27 protein-coding genes, 1 tRNA gene, 1 other RNA gene and 1 pseudogene are annotated in these 25,826 nt (G+C 69.9%); 14 read left to right on the forward strand and 16 right to left on the reverse strand.

The window, feature by feature from the left end; translation table 11 throughout:
* Positions 1 to 506: 506 nt before the first annotated feature.
* From pruA to ACSNOA_RS06610, 9 genes are all read left to right on the forward strand, one after another.
* On the forward strand, positions 507 to 2,135 hold the full coding sequence (gene pruA, locus ACSNOA_RS06570; RefSeq protein WP_436657030.1) for an L-glutamate gamma-semialdehyde dehydrogenase: 1,629 nt from the start codon (positions 507 to 509) through the stop codon (positions 2,133 to 2,135).
* A gap of 157 nt (positions 2,136 to 2,292) precedes the next feature.
* Positions 2,293 to 2,811, forward strand: coding sequence for a PadR family transcriptional regulator (locus ACSNOA_RS06575; RefSeq protein WP_436657031.1), 519 nt, complete (start codon positions 2,293 to 2,295; stop codon positions 2,809 to 2,811).
* Positions 2,812 to 2,892: 81 nt separating this feature from the next.
* Positions 2,893 to 4,014, forward strand: coding sequence for a peptide chain release factor 2 (gene prfB / locus ACSNOA_RS06580; protein ID WP_436657032.1), 1,122 nt, complete (start codon positions 2,893 to 2,895; stop codon positions 4,012 to 4,014).
* A 118-nt stretch (positions 4,015 to 4,132) separates the two neighbouring features.
* Positions 4,133 to 4,813 carry a cell division ATP-binding protein FtsE gene (ftsE, locus tag ACSNOA_RS06585; RefSeq protein ID WP_091083937.1) on the forward strand — a complete coding sequence of 227 codons (681 nt, stop codon included), beginning with the start codon at positions 4,133 to 4,135 and terminating at the stop codon, positions 4,811 to 4,813.
* A 71-nt stretch (positions 4,814 to 4,884) separates the two neighbouring features.
* Positions 4,885 to 5,760, forward strand: a complete 876-nt coding sequence (gene ftsX / locus ACSNOA_RS06590) for a permease-like cell division protein FtsX (RefSeq protein ID WP_436657033.1) — start codon at positions 4,885 to 4,887, stop codon at positions 5,758 to 5,760.
* A 150-nt stretch (positions 5,761 to 5,910) separates the two neighbouring features.
* Positions 5,911 to 6,390, forward strand: a complete 480-nt coding sequence (gene smpB / locus ACSNOA_RS06595) for an SsrA-binding protein SmpB (RefSeq protein WP_436657034.1) — start codon at positions 5,911 to 5,913, stop codon at positions 6,388 to 6,390.
* A 105-nt stretch (positions 6,391 to 6,495) separates the two neighbouring features.
* Positions 6,496 to 6,871, forward strand: a transfer-messenger RNA (tmRNA) gene (ssrA, locus tag ACSNOA_RS06600).
* A 211-nt stretch (positions 6,872 to 7,082) separates the two neighbouring features.
* A complete protein-coding gene (locus ACSNOA_RS06605) occupies positions 7,083 to 7,553 on the forward strand; it encodes a hypothetical protein (RefSeq protein ID WP_436657035.1) in 471 nt (156 codons plus the stop codon).
* Between the two features lie 52 nt (positions 7,554 to 7,605).
* Positions 7,606 to 8,574: a hypothetical protein gene (locus ACSNOA_RS06610; protein WP_436657036.1), complete on the forward strand. Its 969-nt coding sequence runs from the start codon at positions 7,606 to 7,608 to the stop codon at positions 8,572 to 8,574.
* A gap of 40 nt (positions 8,575 to 8,614) precedes the next feature.
* On the opposite strand, the gene mdlC is transcribed toward ACSNOA_RS06610, so the two are convergent.
* Together mdlC and ACSNOA_RS06620 are read right to left on the reverse strand one after the other, a co-directional pair.
* The gene (gene mdlC, locus ACSNOA_RS06615) at positions 8,615 to 10,210 is read right to left on the reverse strand and encodes a benzoylformate decarboxylase (protein WP_436657037.1); all 1,596 of its coding nucleotides are present in this window, start codon (positions 10,208 to 10,210) and stop codon (positions 8,615 to 8,617) included.
* A gap of 120 nt (positions 10,211 to 10,330) precedes the next feature.
* Complete coding sequence (locus tag ACSNOA_RS06620) at positions 10,331 to 11,134, reverse strand: S-methyl-5'-thioadenosine phosphorylase (RefSeq protein ID WP_436657038.1); 804 nt, start codon at positions 11,132 to 11,134, stop codon at positions 10,331 to 10,333.
* A 159-nt stretch (positions 11,135 to 11,293) separates the two neighbouring features.
* Here ACSNOA_RS06620 and ACSNOA_RS06625 point away from each other — a divergent pair, with 159 nt between their 5' ends.
* Positions 11,294 to 11,884, forward strand: a complete 591-nt coding sequence (locus tag ACSNOA_RS06625) for a YqgE/AlgH family protein (protein ID WP_120779302.1) — start codon at positions 11,294 to 11,296, stop codon at positions 11,882 to 11,884.
* A 100-nt stretch (positions 11,885 to 11,984) separates the two neighbouring features.
* Positions 11,985 to 12,057: transfer RNA gene (locus ACSNOA_RS06630), tRNA-Ala, on the forward strand.
* Positions 12,058 to 12,141: 84 nt separating this feature from the next.
* On the opposite strand, the gene ACSNOA_RS06635 is transcribed toward ACSNOA_RS06630, so the two are convergent.
* The 13 genes and pseudogenes from ACSNOA_RS06635 to ACSNOA_RS06695 form a co-directional block, all read right to left on the reverse strand.
* Positions 12,142 to 13,338 carry a site-specific integrase gene (locus tag ACSNOA_RS06635; RefSeq protein WP_436657039.1) on the reverse strand — a complete coding sequence of 399 codons (1,197 nt, stop codon included), beginning with the start codon at positions 13,336 to 13,338 and terminating at the stop codon, positions 12,142 to 12,144.
* Positions 13,335 to 13,517 carry a helix-turn-helix domain-containing protein gene (locus ACSNOA_RS06640; protein ID WP_436657040.1) on the reverse strand — a complete coding sequence of 61 codons (183 nt, stop codon included), beginning with the start codon at positions 13,515 to 13,517 and terminating at the stop codon, positions 13,335 to 13,337. Before ACSNOA_RS06640 ends, ACSNOA_RS06635 begins: the two co-directional genes overlap by 4 nt.
* A 36-nt stretch (positions 13,518 to 13,553) precedes the next feature.
* Positions 13,554 to 15,332 (reverse strand): replication initiator, encoded by a 1,779-nt coding sequence (locus tag ACSNOA_RS06645; protein ID WP_436657041.1) that lies wholly within the window; start codon positions 15,330 to 15,332, stop codon positions 13,554 to 13,556.
* Complete coding sequence (locus ACSNOA_RS06650) at positions 15,332 to 15,598, reverse strand: hypothetical protein (protein WP_436657042.1); 267 nt, start codon at positions 15,596 to 15,598, stop codon at positions 15,332 to 15,334. The genes ACSNOA_RS06645 and ACSNOA_RS06650 overlap by 1 nt, the downstream gene beginning before the upstream one ends.
* Positions 15,595 to 16,332 (reverse strand): hypothetical protein, encoded by a 738-nt coding sequence (locus ACSNOA_RS06655; RefSeq protein ID WP_436657043.1) that lies wholly within the window; start codon positions 16,330 to 16,332, stop codon positions 15,595 to 15,597. The genes ACSNOA_RS06650 and ACSNOA_RS06655 overlap by 4 nt, the downstream gene beginning before the upstream one ends.
* On the reverse strand, positions 16,319 to 16,609 hold the full coding sequence (locus tag ACSNOA_RS06660; RefSeq protein WP_436657044.1) for a hypothetical protein: 291 nt from the start codon (positions 16,607 to 16,609) through the stop codon (positions 16,319 to 16,321). The genes ACSNOA_RS06655 and ACSNOA_RS06660 overlap by 14 nt, the downstream gene beginning before the upstream one ends.
* A pseudogene (locus ACSNOA_RS06665) lies at positions 16,606 to 16,964 on the reverse strand (RRQRL motif-containing zinc-binding protein). Before ACSNOA_RS06665 ends, ACSNOA_RS06660 begins: the two are co-directional and overlap by 4 nt.
* Before the next feature lie 47 nt (positions 16,965 to 17,011).
* Positions 17,012 to 17,314, reverse strand: a complete 303-nt coding sequence (locus ACSNOA_RS06670) for a hypothetical protein (RefSeq protein WP_436657045.1) — start codon at positions 17,312 to 17,314, stop codon at positions 17,012 to 17,014.
* The gene (locus ACSNOA_RS06675; protein ID WP_436657046.1) at positions 17,314 to 17,754 is read right to left on the reverse strand and encodes a DUF6197 family protein; all 441 of its coding nucleotides are present in this window, start codon (positions 17,752 to 17,754) and stop codon (positions 17,314 to 17,316) included. The genes ACSNOA_RS06670 and ACSNOA_RS06675 overlap by 1 nt, the downstream gene beginning before the upstream one ends.
* 87 nt (positions 17,755 to 17,841) lie before the next feature.
* Complete coding sequence (locus ACSNOA_RS06680) at positions 17,842 to 18,051, reverse strand: hypothetical protein (protein ID WP_436657047.1); 210 nt, start codon at positions 18,049 to 18,051, stop codon at positions 17,842 to 17,844.
* Positions 18,048 to 18,914: an FtsK/SpoIIIE domain-containing protein gene (locus tag ACSNOA_RS06685; RefSeq protein ID WP_436657048.1), complete on the reverse strand. Its 867-nt coding sequence runs from the start codon at positions 18,912 to 18,914 to the stop codon at positions 18,048 to 18,050. Before ACSNOA_RS06685 ends, ACSNOA_RS06680 begins: the two co-directional genes overlap by 4 nt.
* Before the next feature lie 88 nt (positions 18,915 to 19,002).
* Positions 19,003 to 19,941, reverse strand: a complete 939-nt coding sequence (locus ACSNOA_RS06690; RefSeq protein WP_436657049.1) for a hypothetical protein — start codon at positions 19,939 to 19,941, stop codon at positions 19,003 to 19,005.
* Positions 19,942 to 20,180: 239 nt separating this feature from the next.
* The gene (locus ACSNOA_RS06695) at positions 20,181 to 20,498 is read right to left on the reverse strand and encodes a hypothetical protein (RefSeq protein ID WP_436657050.1); all 318 of its coding nucleotides are present in this window, start codon (positions 20,496 to 20,498) and stop codon (positions 20,181 to 20,183) included.
* Positions 20,499 to 20,822: 324 nt separating this feature from the next.
* On the opposite strand from ACSNOA_RS06695, the gene ACSNOA_RS06700 reads away from it, so the two are divergent.
* Both ACSNOA_RS06700 and ACSNOA_RS06705 read left to right on the forward strand, forming a co-directional pair.
* Entirely contained in the window at positions 20,823 to 21,965 is a 1,143-nt protein-coding gene (locus ACSNOA_RS06700; protein ID WP_436657051.1) for an XRE family transcriptional regulator, read from the forward strand.
* Positions 21,966 to 22,313: 348 nt separating this feature from the next.
* Positions 22,314 to 22,565 carry a hypothetical protein gene (locus ACSNOA_RS06705; protein WP_436657052.1) on the forward strand — a complete coding sequence of 84 codons (252 nt, stop codon included), beginning with the start codon at positions 22,314 to 22,316 and terminating at the stop codon, positions 22,563 to 22,565.
* A gap of 688 nt (positions 22,566 to 23,253) precedes the next feature.
* On the opposite strand, the gene ACSNOA_RS06710 is transcribed toward ACSNOA_RS06705, so the two are convergent.
* Positions 23,254 to 23,973 (reverse strand): hypothetical protein, encoded by a 720-nt coding sequence (locus ACSNOA_RS06710; RefSeq protein ID WP_436657053.1) that lies wholly within the window; start codon positions 23,971 to 23,973, stop codon positions 23,254 to 23,256.
* 852 nt (positions 23,974 to 24,825) lie between these two features.
* Between ACSNOA_RS06710 and ACSNOA_RS06715 the strand changes: the two genes are divergently transcribed.
* Positions 24,826 to 25,761 carry an RNA polymerase sigma-70 factor gene (locus ACSNOA_RS06715; RefSeq protein WP_436657054.1) on the forward strand — a complete coding sequence of 312 codons (936 nt, stop codon included), beginning with the start codon at positions 24,826 to 24,828 and terminating at the stop codon, positions 25,759 to 25,761.
* The last annotated feature ends 65 nt before the right edge of the window (positions 25,762 to 25,826 follow it).

Here is a 25,826-nt window from a genome sequence, read left to right on the forward strand (position 1 = left end):
GCTGTCGGAGCCGTGATCGACTCCGGTTCGCCGATGTGGCGGTGTCCGGAGGCGTTGGTCACCGCCAGATCGGCAATCTGGTGTCGATCACGTCGAACGCGGACCCCCCGTCACCTGGCGGCGTCACCCGGGGGGCGTCACCTGGCGGCGTGGCCGCAACTTCCGGGTTGTTGTGGCTTCGCGGCTCCCGGAGGCCACAACAACCGGGTAGATGCGCGGATCTTGGGCGCCTCGCGAGCCCGCGCGCCTCGCGAGCCCGCGCTCCCCGCGAGCCCGCGCCCCTTGCGACCCCCGCAGCCGTCACGGGGATGCCGCCCGGGCAGCCGCCGTGGCGCCCGGCGTCACAGCGCGGCGACGGGGAAGCCGGACGGCCACCGGAGCGTGGAAGAATCGCGGCAGGTCCCGCCGCCGTGGCCGGTCAACCCGGGTGGCGTGCGGCTCCGGCCGTCCGGTCGGTGCCCGCGGGTCCGGTTCCGCCACCGCTGTCGAAATCGCCAGGAGCCTTCATGGACGCCGTGTTCTCCGTACCCGAACCGCGCAACGAGCCGGTACGCACCTACGAGCCGGGCAGTGCCGACCGGGAGCGGCTCCAGCGGCGGCTCACCGAGCTGGCCGCCGAGCGCATCGACCTGCCGATGACCATCGCCGGTGAGCAGCGGATGGCCGGCGGCGAGTCGATCAACGTGGTCCAGCCGCACAAGCACGCCCACGTGCTCGGCGTCACCGGGCACGCCACCCACGAGGACGCCCGCGCGGCGGTCAAGGCCGCCAAGGACGCCGCCCCGATGTGGAGGGCGCTGCCGTTCGAGGAGCGGGCCGCCATCTTCCTGCGCGCCGCCGAGCTGCTCTCCGGCCCGTGGCGCGACACGCTGAACGCGGCCACCATGCTCGGCCAGTCGAAGACGGTCGTGCAGGCGGAGATCGACTCGGCTTGCGAGTTCATCGACTTCCTCCGGTTCAACGTCCATTTCGCCCGCCGGCTCCTCGCCGAGCAGCCGCTCTCCTCGGCGGGCACCTGGAACCGGTTCGACCACCGGCCGCTCGAGGGCTTCGTCTACGCGGTCACCCCGTTCAACTTCACGGCGATCGCCGGCAACCTGCCCTCGGCGCCCGCCCTGCTGGGCAACACGGTGGTCTGGAAGCCGGGCCCGACCCAGCAGTTCGCCGCGCACTTCACCATGCGTCTCTTCGAGGCGGCCGGCCTCCCGCCCGGCGTGATCAACATGGTCACCGGGCGCGGTGAGGAGGTCTCCGACGTGGTCCTCAGCGACCCGGACCTGGCGGGCATCCACTTCACCGGCTCCACGAAGGTGTTCCAGCACCTGTGGCGCACGGTCGGCGAGAACATCGCCCGCTACCGCGGCTACCCCCGGCTCGTGGGTGAGACCGGCGGCAAGGACTTCGTGGTGGCGCACGCCAGCGCCGACGTGGACGCGCTGCACACGGCGCTGATCCGCGGCGCCTACGAGTACCAGGGCCAGAAGTGCTCGGCGGCGTCCCGGGCGTACATCCCGCGGTCGATCTGGGAGGGCGGGCTGCGCGACCGGCTGGCCGCCACCGCCGACTCGCTGGCGTACGGCGACGTCACCGACTTCGCCAACTTCGGCGGCGCGGTGATCGACGACAAGGCGTTCGCCCGGCACACCGCCGCGCTGGAGCTGATCTCCGGTGACGACACCTGCCGGATCCTCGCGGGCGGCACCGCCGACGACTCGGTGGGCTACTTCGTCCGGCCGACGCTGTTCGAGTGCACGGACGCCGCCCACGAGACCTTCACCACCGAGTACTTCGGCCCGATCCTCGGGGTGCACGTCTTCGACGACGCCCGCTTCGACGACGTGGTGGCGCAGGCCGAGGCGATCGCCCCGTACGCGCTGACCGGGTCGATCTTCGCGACCGACCGCCAGGTGGTCGACCGGGTGGCGGAGAAGATGCGGTACGCGGCCGGCAACTTCTACATCAACGACAAGCCGACCGGCGCGGTGGTGGGGCAGCAGCCGTTCGGCGGCGCCCGGGCCAGCGGCACCAACGACAAGGCGGGCTCCTGGCACAACCTGGTCCGCTGGATGTCCCCGCGGACGATCAAGGAGACGTTCGTGCCGCCGACCGACCACACCTACCCGCACATGGGCTGACCGACGCGTCCGAGGGGCCTCCTGCCGGGCAGGAGGCCCCTCGCGCGTCACCGCCTCAACGGACTGTCGTCGGCCGACAGTGCACATTGGAAGTCCTGATGGGTGGCAAACCGCCAAATCCTGGACGGCGCGACGGCAAAGTGGCAGCGTAATGGCCATGGCGGATTCCGGAGTCAACCCCACGGCGGCTGCCCTGCTCGGGCTGCTGCACGAGGGCCCGATGACAGGCGGTCAGCTGATGGCCGCCGCTGAGCGCCGTCTGGCGCCGTACTGGTCGATGACCCGCAGCCAGGTCTACCGCGAGTTGCCGGTGCTGGCCGAGCGGGGCCTGGTGCGGTTGGGTAAGCCCGGCCCGCGGTTGAGTCAGCCGTACGCGCTCACGGCCGCCGGAAAACGGACATTCTCCAAGTGGTTGGCCGAGAACCCGGGGCGGGACACGATCCGCAACCCGATCGCCCTGCGGATGGCCTTCGGCAACCTGCACTCGGCGAGTCAGCTCAAGAACCTCTACGCGCAGGCCAACGAATACCACACCGAGGCGCTGGCCCAGGTCCGCGAGCAGGTCAAGAACGCGAAGAAGGAGGGCGAGACGTACGACGCGAGCGCGCTGGAGTTCGCCGTCGCGTACCACCGGGCGGCGCTGTCCTGGCTGAAGACCGCCCCCTCCGGCGGGTGATCTCGCCCGCGTCGGATCTTTTTGCCCGGTACCGCGGGGCTCGCAGGCCCAGTCCTCGCCCTCGCAGTACGCTTGTCTGTCGTGACCGCTGCCGACTTCGCCGAACAGCTCAAGGAACTCGACGCCACCCTGCGCAACATCGAGGCCGTCCTCGATATTGACCGGCTGCGCGAGGACAAGGCCCGCCTCGAAGAGGAGGCCTCCGCGCCGGATCTCTGGGACGACCAGGCCAAGGCGCAGGACGTTACCTCCCGGCTGTCGTACGTCAACGGCGAGATCAGCAAGCTCTCCAGCCTGCGCTCCCGGCTCGACGACGCCCAGGTGCTGCTGGAGCTGGCCGAGGCGGAGTCCGACCCGGGGGTGCTCGGCGAGGTCGAGAGCGAGATCACCGGGCTCACCAAGTCCATCCAGGAGATGGAGGTCCGCACCCTGCTCTCCGGCGAGTACGACTCCCGGGAGGCGCTGGTGGCGATCCGGGCCGGCGCCGGTGGCGTGGACGCCGCGGACTTCGCCGAGATGCTGCTGCGGATGTACCTGCGGTGGGCGGAGCGGCACGGCTACCCGACGGAGGTCTACGAGACCTCGTACGCCGAGGAGGCCGGCCTCAAGTCGGCGACGTTCACGGTCAAGGTCCCCTACGCCTACGGCACGCTCAGCGTGGAGTCGGGCACCCACCGGCTGGTCCGGATCAGCCCGTTCGACAACCAGGGCCGGCGGCAGACCAGCTTCGCGGGCGTCGAGGTGCTCCCGGTCGTCGAGCAGACCGACCACATCGACATTCCCGAGAACGAGATGCGGATCGACGTCTACCGCTCCTCGGGGCCGGGCGGGCAGAGCGTCAACACGACCGACTCGGCGGTGCGGATCACCCACATCCCGACGGGCATCGTGGTGACCTGCCAGAACGAGAAGTCCCAGCTGCAGAACAAGGCCTCCGCGCTGCGGGTGCTCCAGGCCCGGCTGCTGGAGCGCAAGCGGCAGGAGGAGCAGGCGAAGCTCCAGGGCCTCAAGACCGAGGCGGCCGGCTCGTGGGGCGACCAGATGCGCTCGTACGTCCTGCACCCGTATCAGATGGTGAAGGATCTCCGAACCGAGCAGGAGACCGGCAATCCGAGCGCGGTCTTCGACGGTGACCTGGACGGCTTCATCGAGGCCGGAATCCGTTGGCGTAAGCAGCGGGAGCTTGCCGGCGACAATGCGTGACGGCCCGCGGGCGCAGCGCGTCTTCGATCTCCGCACAACCGTCTAAATCGATGACGCGCTCCGCATCGGCGGGGCGTGGGGCTTGGCTCTCCGGTTACACCGCGTAGACTCACCACCCGTGATTCAGCTTGAGCAAGTGACGAAGACGTACCCGAAGGCGTCCCGGCCTTCGCTCGACAACGTGTCCGTCTCGATCGAGAAGGGCGAGTTCGTCTTCTTCATCGGTCCATCAGGCTCCGGCAAGTCCACCATCATCAAGATGCTGTTGCACGAGGTCAGCCCCAACAAGGGCCGCGTCGTGGTGAACGGCAAGGACGTCACGTCGATGCGGTCCTGGAAGCGACCACACTTCCGGCGCTCCATCGGCTGCGTGTTCCAGGACTTCCGGCTGCTGCCCAACCGCACCGCGTACGAGAACGTCGCGTTCGCCCTCGAGGTCATCGGCAAGACGAAGGCGGTCGCCCGCCGGGTCGTGCCGGAGGTTCTCGAGCTGGTCGGTCTGGGCGGCAAGGAGCACCGGTACCCGCACGAGCTCTCCGGTGGTGAGCAGCAGCGGGTCGCGGTGGCGCGGGCGTTCGTGAACCGTCCGCTCATCCTGCTCGCCGACGAGCCGACGGGAAACCTGGACCCGGACACCTCGATCGAGATCATGCGCCTGCTGGACCGGATCAACCGCACCGGCACGACCGTCGTGATGGTCACCCACGACTCCAACATCGTGAACCAGATGCGCCGCCGGGTCATCGAGATCGAGAGCGGCCGCATCGTGCGTGACCAGGCCCGCGGCGTCTACGGGTGAGCCGAACCTCCCACCCCTGCCGTACGACCTGACGACGAACACCTCACGCCGGAGACCCGGAGGAATTCCCGATGCGGATGAAGTACGTCCTGTCCGAGGTACTGGTCGGACTGTGGCGCAACGTGACCATGACCATCGCGATGATCATCACGATGGCGGTCTCCCTGACCATGCTCGGCGCCAGCGGTCTCATGTACCGCCAGGTCGACGACATGAAGGACCTGTACTACAAGAACATCCAGGTCTCGATCTTCCTGTCCCAGGAGGTGAGCGAGCAGCAGCGCAACGACCTGGACGCCAAGCTGAAGAGCGACCCCCTGGTGAAGGAGGTCCTGTACGTCAACAAGGACGAGGCGTACAAGCGCTTCAAGGAGATGTACCAGGACGCGCCGGACCTGGTGAACGCCGTGAAGCCGGACCAGCTGCCCGAGTCGTTCCGGATCAAGCTGAACAACCCGGAGCAGTACAAGAACATCTACGACCAGTACAAGGACACGGAGGGCGTCGACGAGATCGTCGACCAGAGCCGTCTGCTCGACAAGATCTTCGACATCCTCACGGCGATCCAGAACATCGCGCTCGCCGCCGCGATCGTGATGGCAATCGCCGCCCTGTTGCTGGTCGCGAACACCATCCAGGTGGCCGCGTACAGCAAACGGCGTGAGGTCGCGGTCATGAAGCTGGTCGGCGCGTCGAACTGGTTCATCCAGGCGCCGTTCGTGCTGGAGGCGGTGGTCGCCGGTCTCATCGGCGCGTTGCTGGGCCTGGTCGCCCTCATCCTGGCGAAGTATCTGCTCTTCGACGGGTCGCTGGAGGCGCTGCAGGGTCTGCTGTCGCCGGTCAGCTGGGGCGACATCCTCTTCGTCTTCCCCTTCATGGCCATCGTCGGCGGGTTGGTCAGCGCCGTCACCGCCTGGGTGACGCTCCGCTTCTACCTGCGGGTCTAGTCGCCGTACGGGTCGTCCCGGGGTCGTCGTCGGGGCCCTCCCGCGCCGGAATAATCGGCGCGGGAGGGCCCTTGTGCATCCAGTAGCATGATCTCCGCCGCCCGGCCGGAAAGCCGGGCCGACGGCGGGAACGGAAGGGAGGTGGCGCCGATGCCACGGGAGAAGGGGCGCAAGGTCGTCGCCTCCAACCGCAGGGCGCGGCACGACTACGCCATCCTCGACACGTACGAGGCGGGCATGGCACTGACCGGCACCGAGGTCAAGTCGCTGCGGGCCGGGCGTGCCTCGCTGGTCGACGCGTTCGCGCAGGAGCGCAACGGCGAGTTGTACCTGCACGGCATGCACATCCCGGAGTACACGCAGGGCACGTGGACCAACCACGAGCCCCGGCGCACCCGGAAACTGCTGCTCAAGCGGCTGGAGATCGACCGGCTGATCGGCAAGACCCGCGAGGGTGGCCACACGCTGGTGCCGTTGCAGGTCTACTTCTCGGACGGCTGGGCCAAGGTGGAGATCGCCCTGGCCAAGGGTAAGAAGTCGTACGACAAGCGGCAGGACCTCGCCAAGCGGGACGCGGACCGGGAGATCGCCCGGGTCTCGGGCCGGCGTGGTAAGGGCATGGATGACTGACCTGTCCGCTTCGTCCCGGTCGGCGTGCCGGCCCGGGGCTCGGGATGAAACCCGTTGCGGCAGGCGTTAGGCTTGACGGTGCTGCCAACAGCGGCAGCCTGTCGAGGGGGTGACTGGTTTCGACTTCGTGCGTTGCGGCAGGGGAAGCGAGCCGAGGAAGCCGACGTCGTCTCGTGAATCGGTCGTCGGAAACCAATAAGCGCCAAGAACAATCGCGCTGACTTCGCTCTCGCCGCCTGAGGCGAGTAGCAAGTCTGTCGGCCTGGGAGCGCCTTCGACCCAGTTAGCCGGCATCAGCTAGGAGGCTGGCCAATCGGACCCGGTCGCGGGGTCCGTGCGGCGAGATCAATCAGCGACTGGGCCCGTCACACCGACTCGCTCGCGTGATCGGAGGGGCCGAGTAGAGGCACAGCGAGCTGCGCTCGGAGAAGCCCTGACAAGGCGGCGAAGGACCCGGGTTCGATTCCCGGCACCTCCACCACCGGCCTGTGCGCCCCGGTCCACCGGACCGGGGCGCACAGTCGTATCCGGCCGCCGTCCAGACCTTCCTCGGCGCGTGATGAGCGTGGCCGTTGTGACTTGCGGGGGTGCTGGTGCCGGCGGGACTGGTGAGACTTGCTCTGCCTCTGGACAGGCGGCACGGACGGGTTCACCATCGGCGTACGCGTCAGACGCAGCGCGGGAGGTGCCCGATGGTCACCCAACCGATCCGGCAACCGTCAGCCTTCGCCTGGGCGCCCCGGCCGTCCGCCGACCGCCCACACCATCCCGTCCGCCCCGGCGACCCGCACGGCCTCGCCCGGGCGCTGGCTGTCCCGCCCGGCGAACGGCGGTGGCGGGAGCGTGTCGTGGTCCGGCTGGCGCCGATCCGCGAGGATTTCGCGGCGCACGTGCGGGCCACCGAGGGACCCTGCGGCCTCTACGCCGAGCTGCTCGCCCAGGCGCCACGGTTGGAGCGGAAAGTGCGCCTGCTGACCCGGGAACACGCCGCGATAGCGGGGGTGCTCACGGCCCTCGAGTACGCCGCCGAGGCGCCGGGTGCGTCCGCGGACGAGCTGCGTGGCCTGGCCGAGCACCTGCTGCGGGCGCTCTCCCGGCACCGGCAGCGCGGCGCCGACCTGCTCTGGCAGGCGTACCAGACGGATCTCGGCGGCGAGACCTGACGGCGGCGTCGCTACCGGGAACCGGCGGCTCCGGCCGCCCGTCGAACCCGGTATGCGTCGATCATTCGTCCTCCTGGGTCTGCCGCTGCTGATGCTGGCCGCCGGCTGCGCGGCGGCGGGACCCGAGCCCGCCGTCGCGCCCACCGGGCCCGGCAGCAGCCCCGACCACCGCTATGAGGGCTTCCACCAGCGGGCCACCGAGGTGGCGGAGGCGTGGCGGCCCGATCCGGGGTGGACCAGCGGTTACGTACCGCTGGAGGGGCCGACCGTGCTGACCGGTGACCCGGGCTTCACTCCGGACACCGAGATGGCGTTCCGCGCGGGCTGGTACCGGGAGCAGATCGACCTGCCCGGCGCCCGGCCCGCCGACGGCGTCATCCGCTTCCCGGACGGCACGCTGACAGTTCCGCTCGTCAGCGCCGGCGAGGCGTACCGGCAGCTCGACCAGGGCGACCCGCCGGTGTGCGAGGGGCGGCCGCAGGTGCCACCGCTGCCGAAGCACGGTCCCACCATCGAGCCCGGCCCGGACGGGTGGGCCACCAGCGCGCCGCGGAACGCGTGCATCCCGCTCACGGTGACCGCCGTACGCCTCGGCACCGCGTCCGTGCTCACCAGCCGCGGCGAGGCGCAGGTGCCGGCCTGGCTGTTCACCGTGGACGAACTCACCAGCCCGGTGGCCCGCCTCGCGGTCGCCGCGGACGCGGTCACCGCCGTGCCGGAACCCGCCGCCCCGGGCCGGCCGGCCCCGGACGGGTTCGTGGGGGCGCAGGACATCGAGTCGGTGGACGGCACGCGGCTCACGTACCGGCTCGGGGTCGGCGCCTGCGACACGGACATCACCCCGCTCGTGCAGGAGCACGACGGGGCCGTGGTGGTCGGCGGCTGGGTCACCCAGGCCACGGACGTCTGCACCGAGCAGCTGAAGCTCGAGCCGGTCACCGTCACGCTCACGGCGCCGCTCGGCGCGCGACCGGTGCTCGACGTGCTCACCGGCACGCCGCTGCGGGTCGCCCCGCGCTGACCGTCGCCCGGTACGCGCCGGGCGACGCCGGCGCCGGGCCCTAGATGATCCGCGGCAGGTCGGTGGTGATCGGCACCGGCAGGACGGTCGGGCCCTCCCGGCGCAGCCCCGTGGCGAGCGCCTCGGCGAGCTCCTCCGGCGTCTCCACCACCGCCGTGGCGCAGCCGTAGCCGGCGGCCACCGCCGTGATGTCGAGGCCGGGCAGGTCGAGCCCGGGCACACCGGGCGTCTCCTTGAGTTCGGCGAACGCCTTGAGGATCGCGTACTGCTGGTTGACCGGCACCACGACGACGAGCGGCAGCCGCAGCCGGGCGGCGGTCCAGAGCGCCTGCACCGAGTAGTGGAACGAGCCGTCGCCGATCACCGCGATCACCGGCCGGCCGCGACCGGTGTCCCGCTCGCCCAACGCGACCCCGACCGCCGCCGGCAGGCCGTATCCCAGCCCGCCGCTGGCCATCGTGAAGTACGACCACGGTCGGGTGATCCGCAGTTGGCGGCGCAGCGCGGGAAGGTTGGACGGCGTCTCCTGGACGAGCACCCCGTCCTCCGGCCAGTGCCGTGCGAGCGTGGCGAAGAGCGCGTCGGCGGTGAGCGGCCGGGTGATCTCCGGCGGCGTCGGCGCCGGCCGTGGCTCCGGCGGTGGCCGGTCCGCCGCGGGGAGCAGGTCGACGAGCGCGGACAGCGCCAGCCCGGCGTCGGCGAGCAGGCTGTCGCCCACGGGGGCGCGGGCGGCCTCGTCCGGGTCGTCGGTGACGTGCAGCAGCCGGGCCCCGTCGGGCAGGTACGACCCCGGGACGTACGGGTAGTAGCGGAAGACCGGGGCTCCGACCACGAGCACGGTGTCGTGCCCGTGCAGCGCCTCGGCGAGCGGACCGATGGCGAACGGGAGCACCCCCCGGAAGTGCGAGTGGTCCTCGGGAAAGCCGGCCCGCTCCGGGGCGGGGGCCGACCAGGCGGGGGCGGCCAACCGCTCGGCCAGCGCCGCCGCGAGCGGCCAGCCGTCGGCGCGGTCCACGGCGGCGCCGAAGACCAGCGCGGGGGCGCGGCTGGCGGCCAGCACGGCGGCGAAGTGCCCCAGCTGTTCGGGGTCGGGCGCGTACCGGGTCGCCACCGAGCGCAGCGGCGGCGGCGGGTCGGCGGGCTGCGCCCAGTCGTCGAGCGGCAGCGAGAGGAACACCGGCCCGGCGGGCGGCTGCACCGCGGTCGCGTACGCCCGCAGCAGCGCGGCCGGGATGTCCTGGGCGCGTACGGGCTCGTAGGCCCACTTCACGTACGGCTGGGTCAGCTCGGCCGCGCGGCGGTTGGTCAGCCGGGGTTCGAGCAGCAGCATCTCCCGGGTCTGCTGGCCGGCGGTGACGATCAGCGGTGTCTTGTTGTGCCACGCCGTCACGAGGTTGCCCATGCCGTTGCCGGTGCCCGGCGCCGTGTGCAGGTTGACGTGCGCCGGCCGGCCGGTGGCCTGCGCGTACCCGTCGGCGATGCCGACCGCGGACGCCTCGTGCAGGGCCAGCACGTAGTGGAAGTCGCCCGGGAACTCCTGCAGGAACGGCTCCTCGGTCGACCCCGGGTTGCCGAAGACGGTGGTCATGCCGAGGTCCCGCAGCAGGTCGTACGTCGTGTCCCGGACCGTTGCCATCGCCACCTGCCTCCGTGTCCGGCGCGTGCTGCGGCTCGCCGGAGGTGGCGCCCCCGACCTCCCGAATCTATCGGGACAGGCCAGGCAGTTCGGGTGTTTCGCCGCTGTGTGCCGAGTGCCTCAGGGCAGCGCGATCGGCAGCGGGATGCCGTCCACCGCGTGGCCGCACGCGCATTCCCGCTCGGCCGGCAGTGCCGCCAGCGCGTCCAACAGCACCCCGCGCAGCCGGTCGGTGTTCTCGCCGAAGACCCGGAACACCTCCTCCTGGGTCACCGACTCGCCGACCGTCAGGCCGGCGTCCAGGTCAGTGACGAGCGCGATGGAGGAGTAGCAGAGAGCCAGCTCGCGGGCGAGGACCGCCTCCGGGTGGCCGGTCATGTTGACCACGGCGCCGCCGATCGAGGCGTACCAGCGGGACTCGGCGCGGGTCGAGAAGCGGGGACCCTCGACCACCACCACCGTGCCACCGTCCACCGCCGGGATCCCGCGGCCGGCCGCGGCGGCCAGCAGCGTACGGCGGCCGTCGGGGCAGTACGGGTCGGCGAACGGGACGTGGACGGCCCCCCGGTCGTAGTAGGTCTGGGCACGGCCGCTGGTCCGGTCGACGAGCTGGTCGGGCACGACGAAGGTGCCGGGGCCCAGGTCCGGGCGCAACCCGCCCACGGCGCACGGCGCCAACACCTGCCGTACGCCCAGCGACCGCAGCGCCCAGAGGTTGGCACGGTAGGGGATCAGATGCGGCGGGTACCGGTGGTCCCGGCCGTGGCGGGGCAGGAACGCCACCGTCCGGCCGCCCACCTCGGCGATGGTCACCACGTCCGACGGCGACCCGTACGGCGTCTCCACCGCGTGCTCCGTGGCGCCGTCGAGGAGCGCGTAGAGACCGGACCCGCCGATCACCGCGAGTTCGGCCCTGGGACCCATCACCGCTCCCTCTTCCGCGCTCGATGACCGCCCGTCAGACCTTAACCACCACCGCAGCCGCAGGCTATGGTGCCAGGCATGGCGTTGACAGCGCGGGCGCTTGGCGGCGGAAAGGCCGACCGTCTCTCTGCCGCCGTGCACGGATGACGGGTGCGTGACATGCAGGGAGAGGGCCAGGCGATCGGCGGGCGGGCGATGGAGTCGATGACCGGGAGGCTGCTGGTCGCGACTCCGGCACTGAAGGACCCGAACTTCGACCGGACGGTGGTGCTGCTCGTGGCGCACGAGCCGGGCGGAGCGCTCGGCGTCGTGCTGAACCGGGCCACCGAGGTGCCGGTGGCCGACGTGCTCGGCGACTGGAGCGACCTGGCCCGCCACCCCGCCGTGCTCTTCGAGGGCGGCCCGGTGCAGCCCGACTCGGCCATCTGCCTGGCCCGGATGCGCCATCCCGTGAAGCGGCTCAAGGGCTTCCACCAGGTCTCCGGCGCCGTGGGCACGATCGACCTGTCGGTCGACCCGGAACGCCTGCGGGAGAGCATCGGTGGCATCCGGGTCTTCGCCGGCTACTCGGGCTGGGGCTCGGGCCAGCTCGAGCAGGAGATCGAGGAGGGCTCCTGGTTCGTGCTCGACGCGCTGCCCGGTGACGCCTTCGTCGACCGGCCCGACGACCTGTGGCCCATGGTGCTGCGGCGGCAGGGCGGCATGATGGCCGCCGTGGCACATTTCCCACCGGACGTGGCGCTCAACTGAGCCGGCGCGCCACGCTCTTCCGGGGGACCCCCGCGAGATGACCACCGGGGCCGGCATGTGTATAGTTTCGCAAGTGCCCGGGCGACCGGGCGAACACCAAGGGGCCGTGGCGCAGCTGGTAGCGCACCACACTGGCAGTGTGGGGGTCAGGGGTTCGAGTCCCCTCGGCTCCACCCTTCGGGATCAGGGCGTTCGTCGGACATGGCGGACGCCCTTCATCATTCCGGACCTCGAAAGTAGCCAAGCGAGTAGGCACGCTACTGCCCCTCGTCCCACAAGACGTTCTTCATGGCGTCGGCGGCCTGGACGAGCTGTGTGGGCATGACGTGGCTGTAGATGTTCATGGTGATGCCGATCTGCGAGTGGCCCAGGAGTTCCATGAGCACTCGCGCCGGCACACCCTGAGCCAGCAGCAGCGTGGCAGCCGTGTGCCGCAGGTCATGAAGCCGGACCTTTGGCACAAGACGAGCTGATCCATCCGGGGCCGCTACTTCCTCGCATCGAACGTTGGCCGCTATCAGGAGCGCCTTGAAGGCCCGGGTGTCGTTTCGGTGGTCGACCGGGCTGCCGATCGTTGATGTGAAGACGAGCCGGGGGTCTGCCCACGTCTCACCGAGAGCGTTCCGCTCCTGGCGCTGCCGCTGCTGGTGCTCGCGTAGTGCGGCGACCAGCGGTGCTGGCAGCGGTAGTACCCGCATGGACCTGGCCGACTTCAACGGCCCGAAGGACATCTTTTCGCCGGCCACACGGGCGCGGGTGAGCTGCCGGCGTACCCGTAGGGTCGCGGCGTCGAGGTCGATGTCCTCCCACCACAGCCCGAGTACCTCGCTCTGGCGAAGTCCAAGAGAAAGACCGATGATCCACCGGGCTTCCATCCGGTCACCGCGTGCGGCTGCGAGGAGTTGCCTTGCTTCCTCCACGGTGAGCGGGCTTACCTCTTTGTGAGGCAGGCTCGGCGGTTGCACCGAGACGGCGACGTTCCGTGCGACCAGCCCCCAGGTGACGGCCACGGCCAACGCGCGGCGGATCTGGGCGTGTAGATAGCGCAGCGAGTAGGCGGACAGCCCTGCATGAAGCTTGGTCGCGTAGAACCGTGAGATGTGCTCGGGCCGTAAGGCATCCAGTCGGTGACGCCCCAGCCCGGGACGGATGTGCCGTTCAAAGTCGCGTCGATAGTTCGACAACGTCGAGGATCGAACACGGCCGGCGGCGACTTCGCTGAGGTAGGTATCGAACCATTCAGCCACGGTCGGAGTGCGAGAGACCAGCCCACCGGCTTCCTTGGCTCGTTTGGCCTCAGTAAGCCACTGGGCGCACTCCCGATGAGTCGAGCGGGTAGCGGTTTTGCGGCGACGCTTGCCGTCAACCCAGCCCAGGTCAAGCTCCGCACGCCATTTCCCGTTCGGAAGCTGAAAGATGGTGCCCTCACCCTGAGCGCGTCGGCGCTTGCTCACGCTGCCACACCTTTCTCCTGAGCCGATACGAACCGTCGCAATTCATCGGCTGGGATTCGCCGAGACCTGCCGATGCGAATGGAACACAGCTCGCCGGCGGCGAGCAGCTCGTAGACCTTCGTGCGACTGACGCTCAGTAGCGTTGCCGCCTCGCGAGGGGTGTAGCAGAGCTTGTCCAACTCTTGTCCTTCCGTCCGGGGAGCGGGTTTGTGGGATCAAGCGGCGACCGGCGCGGTACCGGCCGGGGGGCTGCCGAGTTCGTGGGCGAGTTCTTCGCGGCCGGTGGCGTGTCGCTCGCGGGCGAGGGCGGCGGCGGTGTTGGCGAGGAGTGCGTCACCGGTGGTGTGCCAGCCGACTCCGGCGAAGGTGAGGGTGCCGACGATGAGGGTGGTGTCGTCGAGGTGGTCGACGGCCTTGACCGGGTCGTTGGCGCCCTGGTCGTGGTCGGCGTTGCGGCGGTAGGTGACGCGGGTGTCGCGTAGGAGTTGGAAGGTGACGGAGTAGCGGCGGGCTTTGGTGAGGAAGTGGCCGCCGAAGCCGAGCATGTGCGCCCACCGCCGCAGCCGGGCGTAAGGGCTGGCGCTGGCCGAGTTCGGCGGTTGGGCGTCAAGGTTGGCTTGACGGTCGGCGACGCAGGTGGGGCAGGCGGCGTAGCGGGTGTGGGTGCCGCAGTCGGGGCACTGCCACGGCTGGACGAAGCCGGGCGTGGGCCGGTGGCCACGGGGCCGCTCGGACAGGGGGGCCGGGTTGCCGGTGGGTCGGCCGAGTCGCCAGCAGGCGTCGATGAGGCGGGCGGTGTGGTCGCCGTCGGGGTCGGCGTAGTCGCCGATGGTGTCGGTGTCGAGTCGGACGGAGGTGTGCCCGGTTACCTCGGTGCTTTTGGTGGCGTACTTGGCAAGGTAGCCGGCGACCATGCTGTCGGTGACCTCACCACGACCGGTCAGCGAGATGGGACGAACGTCGACCTGCTCGCCCCAGGCGATCGGCCAGCCCTCGGGCCGGTCGGGGTGGCCGGGGGTGGTGAACGCGACCTGTGTGGCGGCGGCGCGGATGGCGTCTTCCAGGTCGGCGACGGTGAACCCGGCCGGCGGCGGGACGATGGCCGCTGGGTCGGTTGGGTGGACGCCGTCGAGGCGGACCAGGGCGTGAAAGTGGACCGCGCCGCGTGCCTGAAACTCGGCCGCCTTGCCGTGAGAGAGCCGGACCGGGGCGACCTTGCGGACCTTGCCGGAGGCGGTGACGACGTCGACGCGGGGGATGCCGCGGCGGCGGGCGAGCTTCGCTAGGTAGCGTTCCGCGGCTTGCTTGGTGCGGTGCCACAACTCGCCCGCGTAGAGGTTCCAGACGACCTGGTGGTCGTGGTCGTAGCAGTCCAGGCACAACGGCTGCCCGAGCACCACGTCAGTCGGCTCATGCCGAGCCCAGCAGACAGAGGGCCGGCCGTGCTCGCACAGGCCGATGCCACGGCGGGCGTGGCAGGGCTCGGGCCGGCAGTCACAGCGCTTCCGGTCGCGGCAGGTGTGCCGCTTCACCACCCGGACGTGAACCGGCCCGAACGACGGGGCGGTGAAAGTCGGGAACACCGCCGGATGCCGGGACACCGTCTCGGGAACGCCCTTGCCGCCGACGAGGCCGGCGCGCAGAAGCTGGTAGGCGTCGCGTTGGTAGGTGCGGGCGCAGGCGGGGCAGACCCTCTCCCGGCGGTTGCCGCACGCGGTGTAGATGGCGGCGTCGGGCATGGCGTCGGTGTGCCGGGCGTCGAGGATCCGGCCGGTGCCCGGCTCGACGGTGTAGAGGCTGCCCGCGAGACGGATCGGGCGGGTGCAGCCGGCGGCGGCGCGGACGTGCTCAAGCCAGCCGAAGTAGTCCGACTGGGTGGCACGGATGAAGGCGGAGCCGGCGGCGGTGTAGGCGTAAACGGGCGTGGTGTCGGCGTTCGAGCCCACACCCCGGGCCAGGGAGGTCCGGGGTGTGAGGTCCAGCGTCGACGCCATCAGGCAGCCACCTCGACGAGGGGCCGGTTGGTGATGGAGTGCTGAGTGACGATGGTCCGGCAGGCGCCGCACTGGCGGTCGGCCGGTTCGTGCCGGTAGCACGCGATGGTGGTGGTCGTCTGGCCGCAGCGGATGGTGACCGGGGTCCGGCAAGGACCGCCGGGGATGACGTGGATGACCGTGCGTCGGGTGTCGAACGGGTGCGGCTCGACGTGGGCGGGGCAGGTGTGGGTGACCTGCTCGATGTCGACGACGTGAATGGTCATCGGGCACCACCGGCAACCGGGGTGCCGTTCACGGCCGGGGTATGGCCGGTCAGGGTGTGCAGCAGTTCCCGGGCAATGTCCGGGCCAACCGACAGCAGCGCGGCCAGCTCGTCGGCGGTGATGGGTCGGCCGGTGCTCTGCTCGTGCCGTCCGATGACGAAACGGGCGGTGGGCACCAGGTGCGCCGGCACTTCCGGCCGGACGATCGGTGCCGGGTTGACGGGTGCGGTGATAGCGGCCGGCGGGTTGTCGACGACGTCCGGCGCAGCGGCCGGGGTGTCGTCGCCAGCGGTGGCCGGTTCGTCGGCCGGGTCCTCAGTGTCGGTCTTGACGGGGGCGAGGACGAGTTTGACCAGGGCCATGAAGGCCAGGGCGGGGACGGCGGACAGGAGCCACCCGGACGGGCCGACCTTGCCGACCGCGACGCCGAGCTGAGCGGCGAGAGAGAATCCGGCGAAGCCGACGAGCAGGACCAGGGGGTAGCGGATGGGGCCGCCGTGGCGCTTGCGTCGCCGGATGACGAGCAGGCAGGCGACGGGGACGAGTTCGGAGATGATCGCGTTGGCCCAGCCGAACCACCCGGGGGTGTTGTCGGGGCTGTTGGCCATCGTCCAGTCGTGAACGTGGGTGAAGGACGCGGCCCCGGCGGCGAGGCCGACGAAGATGACGATGAGGACCAGGACGCCGCCTTCCAGGCGAGCGGCCAAGGTGGTCGGCGCGCTAGTGGTCGACATGGGGAGTCACCTCCGGTGTCGTGTCGGTGGGGATGAGGTCGACGACGCCGGAGCAGTGGGCGCACATGATGGGGGCCAGGCCGAGGGCGGCCATTTTCTGGCGGAAGCAGGGCAGGCAGGTGAAGTCGGCGGGGAACAGGCCCTCGCCCTCACAGAGGACGCAGCGGCCGAGGCAGGCCGGGCAGGGCTTGTAGACGGGGCCGAACAGGTCGTGGACGCCGGCGGGGCTGCTGCCCTCGATGCACCACAGGCACGGGTCGGACAGGTGGAAGCTCACGACTGGCTCCTTTCGTGGCAGTCGAAGCACTCGCCGTAGCGGCGGGGGATGTAGTACGGCTTGAGGTCGCCGCAGACTCGGCAGGTCCGCCGAGCACGCAGCGCTTTGGCGATGGCCTCCCGTTGAGCCGCCGTGGCGGTGCGCTTGGGTGCGGCGAGGTCGGGCGGTAGAGGTAGGCGATCCGGCGCTGCCGGCGGTGCCGCCACAGGATCTGGGCGACCGGCTCATGGCCGCCGGGGCGAAGGCCGGCGGCGCGGAGCTGCCGGCGGGTGGCGAGCCCACCAGGGGCGGAGTGGTAGGGGAAGGTGGGGAACCCGTAGCGGGTGCCGGTCGGGTCGTAGAACTCGACCCGGATGCCCGTGCGGTCGGCGAGGGTGTCGAGGTCGGGACTGCGGAGGTCGGTCACGGCTTTTCACCGCCCCAGCGCTGTTGGGCGGCCTGCTTGGAGATGCCGAGCCGCTGCCCGATCTCGGACCAGGAGTAGCCGAAGGCCCGAAGGCCGATCACGGCCTCGCCGATGGCGTCGTCGAGGTTGGCGGAGAGTGCGACGAGGTCGCGGAGTGCTTCCACGTCACCGGCGGCGACGCGGCGGCCGTGGGCGCGGATGATGCGGCGGGCGAACGCGGCGAACTCGTCGTTCTCGACGACATCGCGACGTCGCTGGCGGGGAGCGGATCGCGTCAAGGACGCCTTGACGGTGAACATCAGTTCTCGCCTCCCTCGGTGTGGAGGCGGTCCCACTCCTTCGCGGCACCTTCCAGGGCCGCGATGACCTTCTCTGCCGTGCAGAGCGGGTCGTCGTTCCAGGAGTAGGGGGAGGTGTGTTCGTCGATGCAGAGGCCGTCGTCGTCGAACAGGTGGATGGGGTAGTGGTCGTCGAGGTAGTCGACCAGGACGGCGATGGCGTCGAGGTAGGCGTGTCGATCGTCGGGGTCGAGGTCGGAGAAGTGCTCGACGCGGTGTCCGGCGCAGGCGATTCCGATCGCGCCGACCAGGCAGGCCGGTGGGGTGGGGTTGTCGGCGGAGGCGTCGGCGTAGTAGGTGCCCTGGTGCCAGCCGTGCCGGCGCAGGTAAAGGGCGGCCATCCGGAGCAGGTCAGCGGGTGTGACCTGGACGTCGGTGGGCGGGTTTTGGGTAGCCTTCATGGCAGCCACGTCCTTTCGAATGGGCTGTTGGTGGGAGGTCGGCAGGACCGGGTTTGCTGCCAGGCGTGGTCCGGTCCTGTCGGCCGATCAGTAGGCGCGCAGCCGCAGGTAGCGGCGCTGTCGGGTGTCGTCCCCGCCCATCTGATGTGGTGCGGAGACGTAGACGAGTCGGCCGCTGGCGCTGGCGACCTGGACCATGGCGGCGATGTCCTCGGGACGGCCGATGATCCACAGTTCGGTGTATTGGGCGGCCCGCTGCTGGTTGGCGCGGGCGTAGGTGCGCTCCCGGGTGGTCATGCCGCCAACCCGAGATCAGTAGGGACGCCCGCCGGAGCGGTGGTGTCGGGTCGGCGGATCCAAGCGGCGTAGTCAGCGATGCCCGAGATCTGGGCGTCGGACAGGTAGGCGACCTTGATGCGGCGGGGGACGCCGCCTTCGGCGATGAGGTAGGCCGCGCCCTGGTTGGTAGGGGCGATGTCGGTGGCGGAGTAGCCCTGCTCCGCCCAGCCGTGCCCAAGCACGATGTTGGAGCTGTTCGGGGTAGTGCAGCGGAACGCGGCGCGGTAGCCGAACAGGTCCCGCAGCGAGGTGGGGATGATGTCGAAGCTGGGTCGCTGCGTCGCGGCCACGACCGGGATACCGGCGGCCCGACCCCGGGCGACCAGGTCCCGCAGGAGCGCGACGAACTCCTCTTGCTCCTGCTTGCTGCCGACGGTCGCCGAGTAGAAGGCGATCTCGTCAACGAGGACGGTGATGACCGACAGCCGGTCAGCCTTGGTGAGCTTGCGGCGCCCGTGGGCACGGAGCCACGCGTAGCGGTTGTTCATCACGACCTGAAGCCGCCGCAGCACGGTGAGGGCGTCGGAGATGTCGGGGCCGATGAACGCGTCGGCGGAGTCTTCCCACTGGCCCAGCTCGACGAGCTTGCCGTCGAGCAACACGAGCCGGGAATCCACAGACAGGGCGGCGTGGGCGGCGATGCAGTTCAGCAGGCCGGACTTACCTCCGCCGGGCTCACCGCCGGCGAGGAGGTTGCGGTAGGCGAGGGTGATGTAGACGGGCTGACCGAACTCGTCGATCCCGACGAAGATGGGGTCGAACATCGACAGGCCAGGCCCCACCGGAACCCCGGAGGTCGGGGCGGGTGCCGTGGTGGTCATGAGGTGTGCCCTCCTTGGGCGATTGGTGGGCGCGAGGAGCCACACGAACGAGCCGAAGAGGCTCCTCGCGACCTGGTGCGGGTAAGGGTCAGATCCAGTCGGAGACGTCGTCCTCGGGCGTCGAGGACGAAGCCGCGGGCTTGCTGCCGTTGGCGGTGGTGGCCGGCTTCTTCGCGGCCGGCTTGCCCTGTACCGGGAGGGTGATCGTCGGGACATCGACGTCCGGGAGGTCCAGGGCAGTCGGCACCGCAAGCGGTGCCTGCTCGACCGTCGGAACGGTCGGGTCGATGACGTCGACCAGCGGCGAAGCCACGTTGGCGGTCAGCACCTCGCGGCGCTTGATGTCGAACCGCAGATAGGCGGCGGTCCGGTCGGAGGCGCGCTCGACGAGCGCGGTGGAGGCGTGGCAGGCCACGGCAATCTTGTCGAGGCGGCCTTCCAGGTCCTTGCCGGACAGGCCAGGCCGCAGGTAGATCCAGACCCGCTCACCGACGGGGGTGGGCTTGGCCCACAGGATCAGCGGCAACGAGCCGGACTGGTTGGCGATGATGAACTGCGCGAAGCACACGCGCAGCCGGTGCCGCACGAACAGGCACATGGCCCAGGCGAAGATGAACCGGCGTGACGCCGGGATGGCGGCGGGGACGCCGACGACCAGGGCGACCACCACGGCGGTTACCGGGCCGGTGGTGTGGTTGGCGAGCTGCGTCCATCCGGAGCCGAGCAGGATGGTGATGGTGATTTCGGGGAGCCACCACCACAGCAGCCGCAGCACCGGCCAGATCCGCACGAGGACCCACACGATCCCGCCGACCGGTACGCCGATGAGCGCACCGAGGAACAGGGCGAGGATGGGGTGCATGTAGGAAGCGGCCACCACGGCCGAGAGCAGGCCGACGATGACCGCCGAGAGGATGAACGCCAGGCGAGCTTTCCTGGCCGAGGAACGGTGAACCTTGGCCTCGATGACCGTCACCGTTCCGCTGGACTTCCCGCCGAAGGGGCGGCGGGGGCTAGACTTGGACACGACGAGTCCTCCCTGATGAGGGTGGATGAGTTGGAGGGCACGGGGTCGGCAGATGTAGGAGTCGGACCGACCCCGCGCCAGCTCTTGCGGGGATGCCATCACCACTGGTGATGACCAGGCCGGGAATGTAGGAGTCGGATCCATTCCCGGACCGATGTGGAGTTGGGTCAGCGGACCAGTCAGGCCGCTTCGCGAACCACGGACACCAGTGGCTCACACAACACGTCGTGCGAAGTGACCTACTTGGCCGCAGTACCAGTCTTCGGCTTCAGCGACACCGCCCGGAACGCGACGCCGTTACGCCCGTTGGTCGCCCACGGAATGGCCTCCAACTGCTCGACCGCGAGGAAGTCCCCCACCTTCACGTTCGGCTTCTCACCCGCCGTCGTGATGGTGATGACCTCACCGCCCGTCTCGTCGAGAACGAAGACCTGGGTGGACCACATGGGCCGGCCCGTGTTCTTCTCGGACTTCTGGTTGCCGTTCTGGTCGTTCTTCGGCTCCGGGTCCTTCGACGCCGTGACCTGCTTGCTCGTGGTGTCCACGTACAGCTTCACAACAGACCTCCTGTGTCTAGGCGCATCCCTTGTTGGATGACTGCCTCACTGTCAAAGTACCAACTCAGTTGGTACTACGCCAGACTCTCGCCAGATTCGTTGGCCGACGATTCGCTGACACCCACAACGATGACCTTGACTGCGCTACAACGACAGGTGTCACTACGGGGACAGGTCCAAGTCCCCTCGCAATGTCCCCTCGATCGGCGCGATACTGGCGACATGGCCGATGTAGCTGCTGACCTGGACCGACCGGTCTGGGCAACCAGGTTGAGGGCTGAGCGCACTGCCCGAGGGTGGTCTCAGGGCGAGGCCGTACGCGCGATGCGAGCACATGCCACCGAGCGGCTACCGGCCGACAGCACGCTGTTGCGGAACTGGAAGCGGTGGGAGTCGGGAAGCTCCGAGCCAGACGGCTTCTACAGGTCGCTCATTGCGAAGACGTTCGGCACCGTCACCGCCGCATTCTTCCCGCCCGCGACACCGCATGAGGCTGACGCGCAACTGATCGCGGGCACGGGGATGGAGACAGTCGAGATCCTCGCCCGTTTGCGTAGCTCCGATGTCTCAGCCGCGACTCTTGAAGCGCTGCGGATCACTGCCGATCGCCTTTGCTGCGAGTACCCCTACATGGCGTCTGATCAGCTACGGGTGGAGGGTCGCGCGTGGCTGCGCCGAATCACTGCTCTGATGGATCGTCGGCTCACCCTCGCTCAGCACCAGGAGGTGTTGACCCTGGCAGGCTGGGTTGCGCTGCTGGTTGGCTGCGTGGAGTACGACATGGGGCTACGTCGAATCGCGGAGGGCACCCGCAAGGCTGCGTTGACACTCGGTGAGGAAGCCGGCAACGCCGCTATTTCAGGTTGGGCGTACGAGATGCGGGCGTGGTACGCGCTGACCCAGGGTGACTACCGAGGCGTCATCGCAGCCGCCGAGGCCGGCGAGGCAGCGGCCGCCCACGACGGCGCAGCAGTGCAGTTGGCGGCGCAGCGCGCCAAGGCATGGGCGCGGCTCGGCGACAGACGACAGGTAGAGATGGCACTGGACAAAGGCCGCACGCTGCTTGAGTCGTTGCCCTATCCCGAGGACACCGACCACCACTTCGTGGTGGACCCGGCCAAGTTCGACTTCTACGCCATGGACTGCTACCGCATCGCGGGCGAAGACCGCCTCGCAGAGATGTACGCCCGCGAGGTCATCCGCTCATCGACGGAACCTGACGGGACCGAACGAAAGCCGATGCGTAACGCCGAGGCTCGGATCACCCTCGGCGTGGTGGCTGCCCGAGCTGGCGACCTCGAACAGGCGGTTTCCTACGGCCGACGGGCACTTCAAGGCGACCGCAAGTCGTTGCCGTCTCTGCTGATGTGTTCGCAGGAACTCGCTACGGCGCTGCGGGAGCGGTACCCGAAAGAGCCCGATGCCGTCTCGTACCTGGACGAGGTTCGAGCTCTCAGCGGGAGCTGAGGCCTTCCGTGCTTTCATCCGAACCCGCTCGACTCGGACGGCCGCCGACGCCAGGCCGAGGCCGACTCTCGTGCCAGGACACCACGCGGCTTGGGCGCCATACGTGGGTGCGTCCGATCGTTGCGTCTGGCTCTGGCATCTGGCCCCGCTTCCGGTAGTTCGTCACCGTCGCAACCTTGACGCCGAGGTACACAGCTACGTCGGAGGTTGTCCACCACTCCGCGGTCGGGTCTGGGCCAGCTTCCACCGCCTCATTCTCGCATTACCGACCGATCGAAGCCGCTCAGAGCCTCGTCGGATTCTGGGTCTCCCGCACGGCAAGCGTTAGAACGCTTGTACGATCACCTGGTGGGGCGGGAACTGGTCGGGCGCTGGTGGAACGGAGTATGGGGACGGCTCACCCGCCGTGACGTGTGGCTTGCCCGCGAGGTCCGCTGGCATGTTGTCGCCAGGGCCGGTGACTCCGAGACGGGCAAGGTGCTCCGATGGGAGTTCGACACCGAAGACGAGGCCCGCGCGATGGTGCGGCGTCTGGTTCAGGCCGACGGGGGCCGGTGGCGCGAGCAGACCGGCAATGCTGCCACCCAGCCGCCGAGGTGAGGCCGCCGGCTGCCGGCGAATTGGTTCAAAGTTTCTGTACGTCTTCAAGGCGGCCCGCAACGGGCCGCACGCGCCGCCGCCTGGGCGCGCGCCGGCCGCTTAGCTGTCGCACGCGGCCGCCACGCCTACGCCCGGCGGCTGGCGCGGAAGCGTGAAGCCCAAGGGGCCGCCGCAGAACGACAGACCGTCGACCGGTGACGGGTTGGGCCGGCAGCCAGCCGGGGCCGCGCGGCCACGAGACCGCGCGGCGTAGGGGAGCGCACGCCGGCCGCGTCGGCGAGCCGGCGGCGGTCGCGGGGTTGCGGTTACTGCGCCTCCGGCGGGGGCGCTCCGGCTCCAGGATGGCCGGGGCTCGTCGGCGAGTCGCGGTTCCGTGGGTGGTTGCGGTAGGCCATCCCGTCTGCCATCGACCCGGGCAAGCCGAGCAGACCGCCGCCCGGCCCGCCAGCGTCCGAACCTGTGTCAAGGTCCGCTTGACGTGGCGGGCCGGGCGGCGGCCAGCTCCCCGGAGGGACGGGTCGACGGCAGACGGGATGGCATCAGCCCTCGTGAAATATCTCGCTGGTAGACGTTAGATCTAGCAAGTTGCTAAAGAATCTGTTTATGCTGCTGTCGGCGAAGGCGGCCGTCCCTCGCAACGAAGAAGTTTCTTGGCAGAACGATTCTCCGAGGGACGGCCGCCAGCTCATCACTGACGCTTGGTCAGCGAAGCAACGGTGCCAACCGCCTCGAACAGCGCCCGGATCTGATCCGGACTGAGGGCAGCCAAGTCCTCGCCGGTCAGACGAAGGTCGGTGCTGAACGCGATGACCACGTCACCCGAGCCGTTCATCCGGCTGCTCGCCGCCCGTCGCTCGTCGGGCTTGTCCGGGCTGCCCTGCCCATGCTTCGGGTTCAGGTCCGTGTCTCCTTCCACATCGGCCTGCGCGGGCTCACTCTCGTCCGCGTCAGGCGCCGCCTCGGTGGCGACCAGGTACTCCCCATCCGTCCTGATCAGGTTGAGGAACTGCAACCACTGGAGGATGTTCTCCAGCTGGGGCCGGTGCTCCTCGATCGTGTTCGCCTCGTCGGCGAGGATGACCAAGACCTCGTTCTTCGACAACCGGCTGCCGGTGAGGGCGGGCTCCAGCGCCTGCCAGTACCACGCCGACCGGGCGGGCTCGGCCAGCAGCTCGACAGCCGCAGCCGGCGCGCCGAACTCCATGCGCCGGTTGTAGGCAACCGCCTGCTCCGTGGCGACATACTGGCCCCGGCCGACCCGGGCAAGCCAGCCCGACTCAACGAAGAAGCCGTTGCTGAGCGCGGCGGAGTTGGTGCTGATCTTGAGGGCGTTCGCGATCTGCTCGCTGTTCACCGGCCGCTTCCCGCCGCTCAGCCGGGCGAAGGTCCGCAGGATATCGATCTGCATCTCGAACTTCACCCGGTCGGTCGGCAGGACCCGGGTCGGACGGGAGCGCTGAGCAGCCCGGCTCGGACCAGCAGGGGCCGGGGGCTCAGTGGAACCCGCGGAGCCCTCAGCGAGCTCGGGGACAGGACGGAGGTGGGGCTGACCCATGTGTCACCTTCCACGATTCTCTGGGCTGCCCTGTCAGCAGGGCAGCCACAACTAGGACACACCCGCACGGGTGAGCCCGAAGTTCCTTGGCAGGAAGAACCGTACATGAGGCGATCGACGGGATGCAAGCGATGGTGCGCATGAAACCTGATGTGCCGCACGCGGCGGCTTGGATGTAACAAATTCATCTGAGGCCCGCGTGAGGTAACTCGGCGTGTCGGGTTGACGTGCTTTCACGTTCTGCGGTCTCGGGGTCGTGTCAACCTAGGGATGCCGCCGAAGGCGAGGGTAGACCGCCGCCCCGACAACTCGGAGGCGTCAAGGCGTTCAGTTCCCCTGGCTGACTACGCATACTTGGGCCGGCGTGCGCGGTGCCACGTCGAGGAAGAGGCACCGCAAGGAGTAGCCACGCGAGTAGCCAAGGCCACGGAATCACCCGGACCCTTGCGGACGCCACCGGACCGCTCTAGCGGCGCAGGACCACCGTGACCAAGCCGTGCCTGCTCCTGGCAGTGTGGGGGTCAGGGGTTCGAGTCCCCTCGGCTCCACCCTTCGTGGTCAGGGCGTTCGTCGGCAGACGGACGCCCTTCGTCGTTCAGGCCGCTGGCGCGATCACTGCTCCGGGGGCTGTGCCGAGGGTCACCGGACGGGCGGGCGTGGGTGCCCTGCCGGACGCCCCGCCCGGTTCGTGGCTACGGTTGCGGGGTGGCGAGGAAACCGACGGATGAGCTGGGCCGGCTGTCGGAGACCGACGACCTCCGCGCGGAGGATGTGACCGACTTCGAGGCGGTCCGGGGGCAGCTGTTCGGGGTCGCGTACCGGATCCTGGGCAGCGTCGGCGACGCGGAGGACGTCGTGCAGGAAGCCTGGGTGCGCTGGCAGCGGGCGGACCGCCGGGTGATCCGCAACCCGGCCGCATTCCTCACGACCACGGTCACGCGGCTCGCGATCAGCGCCGCCACGTCGGCCCGCGCCCGCCGGGAGACGTACGTCGGCCCGTGGCTTCCGGAACCGGTCGACACCACCGCCGATCCGACGCTCGGCGCGGAGCGGGCGGAGGCGCTGGACCTCGCGGTGCTGATGCTGCTGGAGAAGCTTCCGCCCACGGAACGGGCCGCCTACGTCCTGCGGGAGGCGTTCGACTACTCGCACCGGCGGATCGCGGAGGTGCTCGAGACCTCCGAGGTCAACGCCCGGCAACTCGTCACCCGGGCGCGCAAGCACCTCGCGTCGGAGCGGTCGGCCACCGTCGATCGCAGCGAGCACCGGCGGCTCGTGGAGGCGTTCCTGGCGGCGTCCCGTCGCGGCGACCTCGCGTCTCTCGAACGGCTCCTCGCGGCCGACGTGGTGGCGCGGTCCGACGGCGGGGGTCGTGTGCACGCCTCGCGCAAGGACCTCGTGGGCGCGGCCCGGGTCACGACCCTGCTGGACAACGTCTTCCGGAAGTACTGGCACGCGTCGACGATCCGGGCCGTCGAGGTCAACGGCGCGACGGGCCTGCTCGTGGCGGCGCCGGACGGCACGCCCGAGGCCCTCATCGCCCTGGACGCCTCCGAGCGGGGGATCGAACGACTGCTCCTCGTGTTGAACCCCGACAAACTGGGGCAATTCGCCGAGCTGGCCGCGTCGCCCCCGGGTTGAAGGGGGCTCGGGACCGGGCGAGGGCCGGGAGACGGACATCGCCGTGAGTGTGATGCCTGTGAGTC

The organism is Micromonospora sp. URMC 103, from assembly GCF_051386435.1.
Classification (GTDB): domain Bacteria; phylum Actinomycetota; class Actinomycetes; order Mycobacteriales; family Micromonosporaceae; genus Micromonospora.

Bases quoted from the DNA above. Each gene is read 5' to 3' on its own strand.
- ftsX (WP_436657033.1), top strand. From the start codon at position 4,885: ATGCGGATGAAGTACGTCCTGTCCGAGGTACTGGTCGGACTGTGGCGC.
- mdlC (WP_436657037.1), bottom strand. From the start codon at position 10,210: ATGGCAACGGTCCGGGACACGACGTACGACCTGCTGCGGGACCTCGGC.
- ACSNOA_RS06650 (WP_436657042.1), bottom strand. From the start codon at position 15,598: ATGACCATTCACGTCGTCGACATCGAGCAGGTCACCCACACCTGCCCC.
- ACSNOA_RS06575 (WP_436657031.1), top strand. From the start codon at position 2,293: ATGGCGGATTCCGGAGTCAACCCCACGGCGGCTGCCCTGCTCGGGCTG.
- ACSNOA_RS06680 (WP_436657047.1), bottom strand. From the start codon at position 18,051: ATGACCACCCGGGAGCGCACCTACGCCCGCGCCAACCAGCAGCGGGCC.
- smpB (WP_436657034.1), top strand. From the start codon at position 5,911: ATGCCACGGGAGAAGGGGCGCAAGGTCGTCGCCTCCAACCGCAGGGCG.
- ACSNOA_RS06685 (WP_436657048.1), bottom strand. From the start codon at position 18,914: ATGACCACCACGGCACCCGCCCCGACCTCCGGGGTTCCGGTGGGGCCT.
- ACSNOA_RS06675 (WP_436657046.1), bottom strand. From the start codon at position 17,754: ATGAAGGCTACCCAAAACCCGCCCACCGACGTCCAGGTCACACCCGCT.
- ACSNOA_RS06645 (WP_436657041.1), bottom strand. From the start codon at position 15,332: ATGGCGTCGACGCTGGACCTCACACCCCGGACCTCCCTGGCCCGGGGT.
- ACSNOA_RS06605 (WP_436657035.1), top strand. From the start codon at position 7,083: ATGGTCACCCAACCGATCCGGCAACCGTCAGCCTTCGCCTGGGCGCCC.
- ACSNOA_RS06670 (WP_436657045.1), bottom strand. From the start codon at position 17,314: ATGTTCACCGTCAAGGCGTCCTTGACGCGATCCGCTCCCCGCCAGCGA.
- ACSNOA_RS06655 (WP_436657043.1), bottom strand. From the start codon at position 16,332: ATGTCGACCACTAGCGCGCCGACCACCTTGGCCGCTCGCCTGGAAGGC.
- ACSNOA_RS06625 (WP_120779302.1), top strand. From the start codon at position 11,294: ATGCAGGGAGAGGGCCAGGCGATCGGCGGGCGGGCGATGGAGTCGATG.
- ACSNOA_RS06610 (WP_436657036.1), top strand. From the start codon at position 7,606: ATGCGTCGATCATTCGTCCTCCTGGGTCTGCCGCTGCTGATGCTGGCC.
- ACSNOA_RS06710 (WP_436657053.1), bottom strand. From the start codon at position 23,973: ATGCAGATCGATATCCTGCGGACCTTCGCCCGGCTGAGCGGCGGGAAG.
- ACSNOA_RS06620 (WP_436657038.1), bottom strand. From the start codon at position 11,134: ATGGGTCCCAGGGCCGAACTCGCGGTGATCGGCGGGTCCGGTCTCTAC.
- pruA (WP_436657030.1), top strand. From the start codon at position 507: ATGGACGCCGTGTTCTCCGTACCCGAACCGCGCAACGAGCCGGTACGC.
- ACSNOA_RS06700 (WP_436657051.1), top strand. From the start codon at position 20,823: ATGCGAGCACATGCCACCGAGCGGCTACCGGCCGACAGCACGCTGTTG.